Annotated in this window: 10 protein-coding genes and 1 tRNA gene; all 11 read right to left on the bottom strand. The window is 60.6% G+C overall.

The window, feature by feature from the left end:
* Nucleotides 1-146 precede the first annotated feature (146 nt).
* The 11 genes from rpoC to HJD22_RS03990 all read right to left on the bottom strand — a co-directional run bounded on the left by rpoC (nt 147) and on the right by HJD22_RS03990 (nt 13,312).
* Nucleotides 147-4,364, bottom strand: a complete 4,218-nt coding sequence (gene rpoC / locus HJD22_RS04040; RefSeq protein ID WP_208654081.1) for a DNA-directed RNA polymerase subunit beta' — start codon at nt 4,362-4,364, stop codon at nt 147-149.
* A gap of 10 nt (nt 4,365-4,374) precedes the next feature.
* Nucleotides 4,375-8,451: a DNA-directed RNA polymerase subunit beta gene (gene rpoB / locus HJD22_RS04035; RefSeq protein ID WP_208654082.1), complete on the bottom strand. Its 4,077-nt coding sequence runs from the start codon at nt 8,449-8,451 to the stop codon at nt 4,375-4,377.
* Nucleotides 8,452-8,686: 235 nt separating this feature from the next.
* Complete coding sequence (gene rplL, locus HJD22_RS04030) at nt 8,687-9,055, bottom strand: 50S ribosomal protein L7/L12 (RefSeq protein ID WP_208654083.1); 369 nt, start codon at nt 9,053-9,055, stop codon at nt 8,687-8,689.
* A 92-nt stretch (nt 9,056-9,147) separates the two neighbouring features.
* Nucleotides 9,148-9,651: a 50S ribosomal protein L10 gene (rplJ, locus tag HJD22_RS04025; RefSeq protein WP_208654084.1), complete on the bottom strand. Its 504-nt coding sequence runs from the start codon at nt 9,649-9,651 to the stop codon at nt 9,148-9,150.
* Between the two features lie 280 nt (nt 9,652-9,931).
* Complete coding sequence (rplA, locus tag HJD22_RS04020; protein ID WP_208654085.1) at nt 9,932-10,624, bottom strand: 50S ribosomal protein L1; 693 nt, start codon at nt 10,622-10,624, stop codon at nt 9,932-9,934.
* Between the two features lie 2 nt (nt 10,625-10,626).
* Nucleotides 10,627-11,058 carry a 50S ribosomal protein L11 gene (gene rplK / locus HJD22_RS04015; RefSeq protein WP_043514686.1) on the bottom strand — a complete coding sequence of 144 codons (432 nt, stop codon included), beginning with the start codon at nt 11,056-11,058 and terminating at the stop codon, nt 10,627-10,629.
* 96 nt (nt 11,059-11,154) lie between these two features.
* On the bottom strand, nt 11,155-11,688 hold the full coding sequence (nusG, locus tag HJD22_RS04010) for a transcription termination/antitermination protein NusG (RefSeq protein WP_208654086.1): 534 nt from the start codon (nt 11,686-11,688) through the stop codon (nt 11,155-11,157).
* An 8-nt stretch (nt 11,689-11,696) separates the two neighbouring features.
* Complete coding sequence (secE, locus tag HJD22_RS04005) at nt 11,697-12,065, bottom strand: preprotein translocase subunit SecE (protein ID WP_208654087.1); 369 nt, start codon at nt 12,063-12,065, stop codon at nt 11,697-11,699.
* A 72-nt stretch (nt 12,066-12,137) separates the two neighbouring features.
* Nucleotides 12,138-12,213, bottom strand: a tRNA-Trp gene (locus tag HJD22_RS04000).
* Nucleotides 12,214-12,510: 297 nt separating this feature from the next.
* Entirely contained in the window at nt 12,511-12,822 is a 312-nt protein-coding gene (locus tag HJD22_RS03995; RefSeq protein WP_208657039.1) for a hemagglutinin repeat-containing protein, read from the bottom strand.
* A 58-nt stretch (nt 12,823-12,880) separates the two neighbouring features.
* Entirely contained in the window at nt 12,881-13,312 is a 432-nt protein-coding gene (locus tag HJD22_RS03990) for an SMI1/KNR4 family protein (protein ID WP_208655111.1), read from the bottom strand.
* Nucleotides 13,313-13,314: the final 2 nt, after the last annotated feature.

The raw sequence follows: 13,314 nt of genomic DNA, 5'->3' as shown, positions 1-13,314 counted from the left end.
GTCTGTCGCTGACTCCAATGGTTGCCTTGGCCTTGCAGCGGGCGCGGGCGTACCCACCCCACTATTGAAGGCTGCGCATTCTACTGTCTTGATTGGATGTTAGTCAAGACCGGCGCCCCGAGGACGCCGGCTTGAGGTGACATCGACTAGATTTCGTCGTCATCGGCATCGAGCGCGGTGAGCTGAGCGCCCAGTTCCGCTTCGACATCGTAGGCCGACGGGTGGAGCGTACGCTCGGCGTCTTCACGCTTGCGCTTGCGCTCGGCGTGGTGAGTCAGACCGGTACCGGCCGGGATTAGACGTCCCACCACCACGTTCTCCTTCAAGCCGCGCAGGTAGTCGCGCTTGCCAGTCACCGCCGCTTCGGTCAGCACCCGTGTGGTCTCCTGGAAGGAGGCCGCGGATATGAACGACTCGGTGGCCAGGCTAGCCTTGGTGATACCCAGCAGCAAGCGGTCGTACTTGGCCGGGAACTTGTCTTCCGTGGCCAGGCGCACATTCTCCTCGAGCACCCGCACCAGCTCGACCTGATCGCCGGTGATAAAGCTCGAGTCGCCGGCATCGGTGATCTCGACCTTGCGCAGCATCTGACGCACGATCACTTCGATGTGCTTGTCGTTGATGCCCACGCCCTGCAAGCGGTAAACCTCCTGCACCTCGGCGGTGATGTACTTGGCCAGCTCAGCGACACCCAGTAGACGTAGGATGTCGTGCGGGCTGCTGGGGCCGTCGGAGATCACCTCGCCACGCTCGACGCTCTCGCCCTCGAACACCGCGATCTGACGCCACTTGGGAATCAGCATCTCGAACGGATCGCCGGATTCCGGGGTAATCGTCAGACGACGCTTGCCCTTGGTCTCCTTGCCGAAGCTGATCACGCCGCCGATTTCGGCGAGGATGGCAGGTTCTTTCGGCTTGCGCGCCTCGAACAGGTCGGCGACGCGCGGCAGACCCCCGGTGATGTCCTTGTTACCCGACGCCTCCACCGGGATACGCGCCACCACCTCACCGACGCCGATACGCGCGCCGTTCTCCGCCGAGACGATCGCCTTGCCCGGCAGCAGGTACTGGACGGGCGTATTGGAGCCCGGCAGCGCGATATGCTCGCCTGCATCGTTGGTGAGCATGATCATCGGGCGCTTGTCGCGACCGGAGGCCGGACGCGCCGCGGACTCGATCACCTCGATCGACGAAAGCCCGGTCATCTCATCCACCGTGCGGTGGATGGAGATGCCTTCATCCATATCGGTGTACTGAACCTTACCCTCGACCTCGGCGACGATCGGATGGGTGTGCGGATCCCACTTGGCCACCAGCGCACCAGCGTCGACCTGATCGCCATCCTTCACCGACAGCTCGGCACCGTAGGGCAGCTTGTAGTACTCGCGCTCACGACCGTGGTCGTCGGCGACGGCCAGGGCGCTGGAGCGCGATACCACCACCAGCTTGCCATCGGCACGCTCGACCGACTTGATGTTGTGCAGACGCACGCGGCCGCCGTGCTTGACCTGGACGCTGTCCACGGCGGAGGCTCGTGATGCCGCGCCCCCGATGTGGAAGGTCCGCATGGTCAGCTGGGTACCCGGCTCACCGATCGACTGGGCCGCGATGACACCCACCGCCTCACCGATGTTGACCTGATGGCCACGCGCCAGGTCGCGACCGTAGCAGGATGAACATACGCCGTGTGCGGTTTCACAGGCGATGGTGCTGCGCACCACGATCTCATCGACACCCATGGTGTCGAGCTGGGCGCACCAAGCTTCGTCGAGCAGGGTACCGCGAGGAATCAACACCTCGTCGGTCGCCGGATCGACGACATCCTGCGCCACCACGCGACCCAGTACACGCTGAGCCAGCGAGACGATGATGTCGCCGCCCTCGATCACCGGGTGCAGGGTCAGACCCTCCTCGGTGCCGCAGTCCGGCTCGGTGATGACCAGATCCTGAGCCACATCGACCAGACGGCGGGTCAGGTAACCGGAGTTGGCGGTCTTGAGTGCCGTGTCTGCCAGACCCTTACGTGCGCCGTGGGTCGAGATGAAGTACTGCAGTACATTCAGACCTTCGCGGAAGTTGGCGATGATCGGCGTCTCGATGATCGAGCCATCCGGCTTGGCCATTAGACCACGCATCCCCGCCAGCTGGCGGATCTGGGCAGCACTACCACGGGCGCCGGAGTCGGCCATGATGAATACGCTGTTGAACGAGTCCTGCTCCACCTCGTTGCCGTCGCGATCGACCACGGTCTCCTTGGAGATCCCCGCCATCATCGCCTTGGCCACCTTGTCGTTGGCCTTGGACCAGATATCGATGACCTTGTTGTACTTCTCGCCGGCGGTGACGAGGCCCGAGGAGAACTGGTCCTCGATCTCTTTCACTTCATCCTCGGCGGCGTCCACGATGCCCTTCTTGGCATCGGGAATGACGAAGTCGTTGACGCCGATGGAGGCGCCTGACCAGGTCGCCATCCGGAAACCGGTATACATCAGCTGGTCGGCGAAGATGACCGCCTGCTTGAGGCCCGCGCGGCGGTAGACTTCGTTGATCAGCCGCGAGATCGACTTCTTCTTCATCGGCTGGTTGACCAGCTCGAAGGGCGCCCCCTTGGGCAGAATGCGAAACAGCAGCGCACGACCCACAGTGGTGTCGAAGAGCGAGGTCTGTTCGACCTTCTCGCCGTCCTCTTCCTCCGCCAGGTACTCGGTCAGACGCACCTTGACTCGAGCGTGCATGGAGACGCTCTGGGTACCGAAGGCACGCTCGACTTCCATGAGGTTGGCGAACACCATGCCCTCGCCCTTGGCATTGATCTTCTCACGGGTCATGTAGTACAGACCCAACACCACGTCCTGGGACGGGACGATGATCGGTTCACCGTTGGCCGGTGACAGCACGTTGTTGGTGGCCATCATCAGCGCCCGCGCCTCGAGCTGGGCTTCCAGCGTCAGCGGTACGTGAACCGCCATCTGGTCACCGTCGAAGTCGGCGTTGTAGGCAGCACACACCAGCGGGTGCAGCTGGATCGCCTTGCCCTCGATCAGCAGCGGCTCGAAGGCCTGGATGCCGAGACGGTGCAGCGTCGGCGCACGGTTGAGCAGCACCGGGTGTTCACGAATGACATCGGCGAGAATATCCCACACCTCGGGCAGTTCGCGCTCGACCATCTTCTTGGCCGCCTTGATGGTCGAGGCGTACCCCTGGGACTGCAGCTTGGAGTAGATGAACGGCTTGAACAACTCAAGCGCCATCTTCTTCGGCAGACCGCACTGGTGCAGACGCAAGGTCGGACCGACGGTAATGACCGAACGGCCCGAGTAGTCGACGCGCTTGCCCAGCAGGTTCTGGCGGAAACGCCCCTGCTTGCCCTTGATCATGTCGGCCAGCGACTTCAGCGGACGCTTGTTCGAGCCAGTGATGGCACGACCGCGACGGCCGTTGTCGAGCAGCGCATCCACCGACTCCTGCAGCATGCGCTTCTCGTTGCGCACGATGATATCCGGTGCGTTGAGATCGAGCAGTCGCTTCAAGCGGTTGTTGCGGTTGATCACGCGGCGATAGAGATCGTTGAGATCCGAGGTCGCGAAGCGGCCACCATCCAGCGGTACCAACGGACGCAGGTCCGGCGGCAGCACCGGCAGCACCTCCATGACCATCCACGCCGGCGCGTTGCCGGACTTGTAGAAAGCCTCGAGAAGCTTCAGGCGCTTGGAGAGCTTCTTGATCTTGGTCTCGGAGTTGGTCTGCGGAATCTCCTCACGCAGGCGGTCGATCTCCTCGGCCAGGTCGATATCCTTGAGCAGCGCCTGGACGGCTTCGGCACCCATGCGGGCGTCGAAGTCGTCACCGAACTCCTCGAGGGCCTCGAAGTACTGCTCGTCGTTGAGCAGCTGACCACGCTCCAGCGTGGTCATGCCGGGATCGATGACCACGAAGCTCTCGAAATAGAGCACTCGCTCGATATCGCGCAGAGTCATGTCGAGGAACATGCCGATGCGTGACGGCAGCGATTTGAGGAACCAGATATGCGCGACCGGCGAGGCCAGTTCGATATGGCCCATGCGTTCGCGGCGCACGGCGGCCTTGGTCACTTCGACGCCGCACTTCTCGCAGATGATGCCACGGTGCTTCATGCGCTTGTACTTGCCGCACAGGCACTCGTAGTCCTTCACCGGACCGAAGATCTTGGCGCAGAACAGGCCATCACGCTCCGGCTTGAAGGTCCGGTAGTTGATGGTCTCGGGCTTCTTGACTTCGCCATAGGACCAGGAGCGGATCATGTCCGGTGACGCGAGCGTGATCTTGATCGCGTCGAACTCTTCGGTCTGAGCCTGCGATTTGAGTACTTTCACCAAATCTTTCATTGAGGGGCTCCTAGCTCTCTAACTCGATATCGATGCCCAGCGAGCGGATTTCCTTCACCAGTACATTAAAGGATTCCGGCATGCCTGCCTGCATGGTGTGGTCGCCGTCGACGATGCTCTTGTACATCTTGGTACGACCCTCCACGTCATCGGACTTGACCGTGAGCATCTCCTGGAGGGTGTAGGCCGCGCCGTAGGCTTCCAACGCCCAGACCTCCATCTCCCCGAAGCGCTGGCCACCGAACTGCGCCTTGCCGCCCAGCGGCTGCTGAGTGACCAGCGAGTAAGACCCGGTGGAGCGCGCGTGCATCTTGTCGTCGACCAGGTGGTTGAGCTTGAGCATGTACATATAGCCCACGGTCACCGGCCGGTCGAAGGATTCGCCAGTACGTCCATCGAACAGCGTCATCTGGCCGGACTCCGGCAGATCGGCAAGCTTCAGCAGATGCTTGATCTCGTGCTCCTTGGCGCCGTCGAACACCGGCGAAGCCATCGGCACGCCGCCCTGCAGGTTCTTGGCCAGGGCGATGATCTCATCGTCGGAGAGCGAGTCGAGATCCTCGACACGGGTGCCCGGCGAGTTGTATATCTCACTCAGGAAGCTGCGGATCTCGGCGACCTGCTGTTCGCGTGCATCACGTAACATACGCTCGATCTTCATGCCAAGCCCACGCGCCGCCATGCCGAGGTGGGTCTCCAGTACCTGGCCCACGTTCATGCGTGACGGCACGCCCAGCGGGTTGAGGACCACGTCGACGGGCTCGCCATTGGCATCGAAGGGCATGTCCTCGATCGGCATGATCGCCGAGATGACACCCTTGTTACCGTGACGTCCGGCCATCTTGTCACCCGGCTGGATGCGGCGCTTGACCGCCATGTAGACCTTGACGATCTTGAGCACGCCCGGCGCGAGGTCATCGCCCTGGGTGAGCTTGCGCTTCTTGTCTTCGAAACGCTCATCCATCTCCTTGCGGCGATTCTCGAGCTGTTCGTCGGCCTGAGCGAGCAGCTCGTTGAGCGACTCGTCCTGCAGACGCAGCTTGAACCACTGCTGACGCGGCAGCTCGTCGAGATACTCGTCGGAGAGCACGTCGCCCTTCTTGAGCTTGGGCCCGCCATTGACCGCCTGGCCGCTGAGCGTGCGCTGCAGACGCTCGAAGGTGGCTTCCTCGGCGATACGGTAGGTCTCCTGAAGGTCCTTGCGTACCTCGTCGAGTTGCATCTGCTCGATGGAAAGCGCCCGGGAGTCCTTCTCGACGCCGTCACGGGTGAAGACCTGCACGTCGATGACGGTTCCCTTCATGCCTGTCGGCGCACGTAGCGAAGTGTCCTTAACGTCGGAGGCCTTCTCACCGAAGATCGCGCGCAGCAGCTTCTCTTCCGGAGTCAGCTGAGTCTCGCCCTTGGGCGTGACCTTGCCGACCAGGATGTCGCCGGGGCCCACTTCGGCACCGATATAGACCACACCGGCCTCGTCGAGCTTGGAGAGCGCCGACTCGCCGACGTTGGGAATATCGGAGGTGATCTCCTCGGCACCTAGCTTGGTGTCGCGAGATACACAGGTGAGTTCCTGAATATGGATGGTGGTGAAGCGGTCCTCCTGCACCACGCGCTCCGAGACCAGGATCGAGTCCTCGAAGTTGTAGCCGTTCCAGGGCATGAAGGCGATGCGCATGTTCTGGCCAAGGGCCAGGTCGCCCATATCGACGGAGGGGCCGTCGGCAAGAATGTCGCCACGCGCCACCTCGTCGCCGGGACGCACGATGGGGCGCTGATTCATGCAGGTGTTCTGGTTGGAACGCACGTACTTGGTGAGGTTATAGATATCGACGCCAGCTTCACCGCCGATGATCTCGTCCTCATTGATACGTACCACGATGCGCTTGGCATCCACCGAGTCGATCACCCCGCCACGGCGTGCCACGGCGCAGACGCCTGAGTCACGGGCAACGAAGCGTTCCATGCCGGTGCCGACGAGCGGCTTGTCAGCACGCAGGGTGGGTACCGCCTGACGCTGCATGTTCGAGCCCATCAGGGCGCGGTTGGCGTCATCGTGCTCGAGGAACGGGATTAGGGCGGCCGCCACGGAGACTACCTGACGCGGCGAGACGTCCATCAGAGTCACCTTGTCGGGTGCCATGAAGGTGGTTTCGCCGCGGTGACGCACCTGGACCAGATCGTCGACCAACTTGTTGGACTCATCCACGGTGGCCGAGGCCTGGGCGATGATGTAGTCGCCCTCCTCGATCGCCGAGAGATGTACCACCTCGTCGGTGACCTGACGATCCACGACCTTGCGGTACGGCGTCTCGAGGAAGCCGTAGCTGTTGGTGTGGCTGTAGGTGGCCAGCGAGTTGATTAGACCGATGTTCGGGCCTTCCGGCGTCTCGATCGGACACAGCCGCCCGTAGTGCGTAGCGTGTACGTCGCGCACTTCGAAGCCCGCACGCTCACGGGTCAGACCGCCCGGGCCGAGTGCGGAGACGCGGCGCTTGTGGGTGACCTCGGAGAGCGGGTTGTTCTGGTCCATGAACTGCGAGAGCTGACTGGAGCCGAAGAACTCCTTGACCGCCGCGGCCACCGGCTTGGCGTTGATCAGGTCTTGGGGCATCAGGCCCTCGCTCTCGGCCATCGAGAGACGCTCCTTGACCGCGCGCTCGACGCGCACCAGACCGACACGGAACTGGTTCTCGGCCATCTCGCCGACGCAGCGGATACGACGGTTGCCCAGGTGGTCGATATCGTCGACGTCGCCGAAACCGTTACGGATGGCAATCAGCTCCTTGAGCACGTCAAGGATGTCGTCGTTGTCGAGCACGCCGGAACCGGTATCGGACTCGCGACGCAGGCGACGGTTGAACTTCATGCGCCCCACGCCCGACAGATCGTAGCGGTCCTCGCTGAAGAACAGGTTGCGGAACAGGGTCTCGGCGGCCTCCTTGGTGGGCGGCTCGCCGGGACGCATCATGCGGTATATCTCGACCAACGCCTCGAGCTGCGAACGCGTGGTGTCGAGCTTCAAGGTGTCGGAGATGAACGGACCGCAGTCGAGATCATTGGTATACAGCGTCTCGAGGGTCGCAATACCGGCTTTGGCCAGCTTCTCCATCAGCTCCGGGGTGATCTCGGTGTTGCATTCGCAGATCAGTTCGCCGGAGTTGGGATCGACCTGGTCGCGGGCCAGAGTCTTGCCGTACAGGTACTCCATCGGCACTTCGAGACGCTCGAGGCCCGATTTTTCCATCTGACGGATGTGCTTCTGGGTGATGCGACGGCTCTCTTCGACGATCACGCTGCCATCGGCATCCTTGATGTCGAAGGTGGCGGTCTCGCCGCGCAGGCGCGACGGCACCAGATCCACGGAGAAGCCGGACTTCTCGATGTGAAAGGTGCTGGTCTCGAAGAACTGCTCGAGGATCTCCTCGGCGCTCATGCCCAGCGCGCGCAGCAGCACCGTGGCCGGCAGCTTGCGGCGACGGTCGATACGCACGAAGACGCTGTCCTTCGGATCGAACTCGAAGTCCAGCCAGGAGCCGCGGTAGGGAATCACACGGGCCGAGTAGAGCAGCTTGCCTGACGAGTGGCTCTTGCCCTTGTCATGGTCGAAGAACACGCCCGGAGAGCGGTGCAGCTGGGAGACGATGACGCGCTCGGTACCGTTGATGACGAAGGTACCGTTCTCGGTCATCAGGGGGATCTCCCCCATGTAGACTTCCTGCTCCTTGATATCCTTGATCGCCTTGTTCGATGACTCACGATCATAGATGATCAGACGAACCTTGACCCGCAGCGGTGCAGAATAGGTGACGCCACGCAGCTGACACTCCTTGACGTCGAACGCCGGAGTACCAAAGCGGTAGCTGACATACTCGAGCGCTGCGTTACCGGAGAAGCTCTCGATCGGAAACACGGACTTGAACGCGGCGTTCAAGCCGATCTCAAGCCGTTCTTCCGGCGCCCTATCCTGCTGGAGGAAGTCGTAGTAGGAATCAAGCTGGATGGCCAGCAGGTAGGGCACATCCATCACTTGGGGCAGTTTGCCGAAATCCTTGCGGATGCGTTTTTTCTCAGTGTATGAGTAAGCCATCTGTATTCCCCAGCTTGTTCACCATGGGTGACCGATGCGTGTCGGCGCCACCCGACGGGAGCGGCTCCGTCAGGCGCTGACGGCAAGCCCCCGAATGAGGGCTCGCCGTCGGAATTCGGCTAGCAGCAACGCCAGTAATGGCGGCCAGCTAGTAACAACAGAAAAAGGCCGGCAGCGGGTGTCCCGCCACCAGCCGTGGAAGCTTACGCAGCGCGTGAAGCCATGGGCACAAGGATTACTTGAGCTCCACAGACGCGCCAGCTTCTTCCAGCTTCTTCTTGGCCGCTTCGGCGTCGTCCTTGGACATCGCTTCCTTGATGGTCGCCGGAGCGCCGTCGACGGCGCCCTTGGCTTCCTTCAGGCCAAGACCGGTGATCTCGCGAACCACCTTGATCACGTTGACTTTCTTATCGCCAGCAGCGGTCAGGACCAGATCGAACTCGGTCTGCTCTTCTGCAGCTTCGCCAGCAGCAGCCGGGCCAGCCACGACAGCGGCAGCGGCAGACACGCCGAACTTCTCTTCCATCGCAGAAACCAGCTCGGCGACTTCCATCACGGACATGTCGGCGACGGCGTTGATGATGTCTTCTTGAGTCAGTGCCATTTTCATCTTCCTAAACTTTGCGGAGCCTTGCCCAATATTGGTCAAGTACTCGTACTTTCAATGCGATCAGACGACGCGAAAAAACAGTCCGCTCAGGCGGCCTGCTCCTGCTTCTGATCGCGCAGGGCTGCAAGGGTACGGACCAGCTTGCCGGCTGAAGCTTCCTTCATGACCGACATCAGCTTGGCGATCGCCTCGTCGTAGGTCGGCAGCGTTGCCAGACGGTCCAGATCGGAAGCCGGGATCAGCTCACCTTCGTAGGCCAGCGCCTTGACCTCGAAATCCTTCTGCGTCTTGGCGAATTCCTTGAACAGACGGGCGGCAGCACCCGGATGCTCGGTGGAAAAGGCCAGCAGAGTCGGACCAACGAAAGTCTCGTTCAAGCACTCCCAAGGAGTACCTGACAGGGCGCGACGTGCCAGCGTGTTGCGGACAACACGAATCTGCACGCCATTGTCACGGGCCTGTTTGCGCAGATCGGTCATTGCGCTAACGGTTACACCGCGAGAATCGGCGACCACGACGGAGAGAGCGTCCTTGGCGGCTTCACTGACCTCGGCAACAATCGCCTTCTTGCCTTCGAGAGCTAGTGCCACTGTGTTCACTCCTTCGTTCCGGGAACACGTTCACAACGGCGAACGTGCCGGGGTTACCATCCCCTCCTGCTCATGCGACCAGGAGGCCTTGGGTGATGGTGCACACCAGCGCACTGGCGGCCACACCATCTGCGCAGGCACCCTTCCGGGAGATTAAACCGCCCAACGTAAGCGAAGGGCGGTGCCTGCGGTCTTTGACGGTGCCCACTGTCCTCTTGAGAAAGGGCTGCAGGGACCGCAAAGTTTATTGCCTGTGTAGACGCCGATCAGGCCGTCAGGTTCACACCAGCGCAGAATGATCGACAGTCAGACCCGGGCCCATGGTAGTGGACAGGGTCAGTTTCTTGAAGTACACACCCTTCGAGGTGCTCGGCTTGAGGCGCTTGAGATCGGCAACCAGCGCTTCCAGATTGCCCTGGATCGCAGCGGTATCGAAATCGACCTTGCCAAGTGTGGTGTGAATGATGCCATTCTTGTCGGTACGGAAACGCACCTGACCGGCCTTGGCATTCTTCACCGCGGTCACGACATCGGGAGTCACGGTGCCAACCTTGGGGTTGGGCATCAGGCCACGCGGACCGAGGATCTGGCCCAGCTGACCGACGACGCGCATGGCGTCCGGTGAGGCGATGACCACGTCAAAGTCGAGCTGGCCTTTCTTGACCTGCTCGGCCAGGTCGTCCATGCCGACGATATCGGCACCGGCTTCCTTGGCCGCCTCGGCATTGGCACCCTGGGTAAAGACGGCGACACGCACGTCCTTGCCGGTACCATTGGGCATGACGGTTGCGCCACGCACCACCTGGTCGGATTTGCGCGGATCGACGCCCAGATTGATGGCGACGTCCAGCGACTCCTTGAACTTGACGGTGGAGAGCTCGTTGAGCAGCGCCACGGCTTCTTCAAGACCGTACACCTTGGTGGAGTCGATCTTCTCCTGAATCAGCTTTGCACGCTTGGTCAGTTTAGCCATGATCAGAGGCCCTCCACGTTGAGGCCCATGCTACGGGCGCTACCGGCAATAGTACGCACAGCGGCGTCGAGATCGGCAGCCGTCAGATCCGGCTCCTTGGTCTTGGCGATCTCTTCGAGCTGCTCGCGAGTCACGGTACCGACCTTCTTCTTGTTCGGCTCGCCAGAGCCGGACTTAATGCCGGCCGCCTTCTTCAGCAGAACGGCAGCAGGCGGAGTCTTGGTGATGAAGGTAAAACTACGGTCGGAATAGACCGTGATCACCACGGGTGTCGGCAGACCCGGCTCGATTTCCTGGGTCGCGGCGTTGAACGCCTTGCAGAATTCCATGATATTGACGCCGTGCTGACCCAGCGCGGGGCCCACGGGGGGGCTCGGGTTGGCCTTGCCGGCAGCAACCTGCAGCTTGATATAAGCCTGTACTTTCTTGGCCATGATGAACTCCAGTTGGGTAGTAACGCCTTGCGGCTCCCCGGGTTAACGGACCGAGAACGGCCCGGAAAAAATCGTGTCGAATGCTGCGCTTTCCGATTACTCTTTCTCGACCTGCGAGAACTCGAGCTCGACAGGCGTAGCTCGCCCGAAGATCAGCACGCTGACCTGTAGGCGGCTCTTGTCGTAGTTGACCTCTTCGACCACACCGTTGAAGTCGGCGAACGGTCCGTCGATGACACGCACGGACTGCCCTGGCTCGAACATCGTCTTGGGGCGTGGCTTGTCGGTCCCATCCTGGACGCGACGCAAGATGGCGTCCGCTTCCTTCTGGGTGATCGGGGCCGGCTTCTCCTTGGTCCCGCCAATGAACCCCATGACGCGCGGTGTCTCATTGACCAGATGCCAGGTAGCGTCTTCCATCTCCATCTCGACCAACACGTAGCCGGGATAGAACTTGCGCTCACTCTTGCGGCGCTTGCCGTCACGCATCTCGACGACTTCTTCAGTAGGCACCAGAATCTCGCCGAAGCGATCTTCCATGCCATGCATCTTCACGCGTTCGATGAGCGAGCGCATGACATGCTTTTCGAAGCCGGAATAAGCATGCACGACATACCAACGCTTGGACATGGAAACTCCTAACCTATGACGCCGGACATTGCCCAGCCAAGAAGGGTGTCGATCAGCCACAGCATCAGGCCCACCACCAGCACGGCCACCAGCACGATGGCCGTGGTCTGCACAGTTTCCGGGCGAGTCGGCCAAATGACGCGCTGTATTTCCTTGCGCGAACTGCGAGCCAACTCCAGCAAATCACGTCCCTTGGCGGTGGTGAATGCCACCACGGCAGCCAGCGCGCATAGCAGAACCACACCAATCACGCGGTAGAGCATGGCCTGATCGGCGAAATAGGTATTACCGACCACGGCAAGAACGACCAGTGTGACGACAACCGCCCATTTAAGCCCGTCGTGGCGCGACTCCTGCACCTCGGCGTTATGTTTCATGAAAACGAGACTCCTCAGGGCGCGGCAATCGAAACATGAAATTATATGAGATCTCGCCAGCCTGGGGAAGACTGGCAGGCCAGGAGGGAATCGAACCCCCAACCTGCGGTTTTGGAGACCGCTGCTCTGCCAATTGAGCTACTGGCCTGTATTTACTGTTGCTTTTGCCCTTTGCAGGCAGCCTACGCGACAGCGGGCGTAATCATAGCGAATTGCTCTTCACCTTACAACCCTTAGCCGCCTTTCCCGCCAAATAAGTCCTTTACTACCGCCTCTCGCACATTGCGCAAGGCCTTCTCATCCTCTTTAGAGCCGCCAGCAGCTCTTGACAAGACCAATCGCAAGCTTAAGCGCTTACATTTCGCGTCAGGAGAGGCGCTCAGCGCTATAGAGAACATCACAAAGAGAGACAAACCACCCAAGGAATTACCCCTGCCCCTGGCGCCTAAAAACCCTGCCCTATCCCCCCCCGCCATAAAAAAGCCCCGTGCGGTGAGCACGGGGCGTTGCGATGGATGCCTGGCGAGCCGCTGCGGCGGTACTCGTAGAGGGAGTAGTCCTCCTCCTGGGCGGTGAGCAGGTCGATCCGATTGCCGGCCAGCAGGGCGGCGCTGCCACCGGCCTGCAGCTGGCTGGCGGTGAGGCGTAGATTATTGCCGGCTTGCAAGAGCAGGTCGCCGCCGGCATCGAGGGTGGTGGATTGCACCCGGGTCTGACTGTCGATGGTGTGGGCTCGATGGGTGCGCCCATGATTCATCGCCAAATCTGAAAAATTTTCGCCGCGTCAACCAAGGATAAAATGATGCTATAAAATATTATAGCTCGCCTTCAGAGAAATCGATAAAAAATTTATAAAACCCTACTGAAACGAGCTTCTCAACCCCCGGCCCTATCGCCCAAATATGTGTTTCGGGTGATTTTCTGGCATCAAGAAAAAACGTCATCCCCATGCCATCATCAGAAATCGGAATAAAGTGAGCATTCTCCTCCCAATAACCAGCACTCTTTCTCAAGCGCTGTGTATTTACAACCACATCCTCCCACAATGGCGGGTCATTCTTTTCACTATCAACTAAGCCATAGATATAGTGGCCACATATTCCGCCCGCTCCGAAGCTACTTAAAAATTCTTTGTATTCATGTGGAAATATGACTCCAAGCTTATCCTCAGCCTCTTCTATCTTTTCCTGAGAAACACCACCAGCAATTAACTCTACATTATTTTCAAATCTTTCCTTCGGGGACATAT

The sequence above is a fragment of the Halomonas sp. TA22 genome (assembly GCF_013009075.1).
GTDB lineage: Bacteria > Pseudomonadota > Gammaproteobacteria > Pseudomonadales > Halomonadaceae > TA22.
Note: the sequence above shows the minus strand (reverse complement) of the source record. Positions and strands in the feature narration are given on the sequence as shown.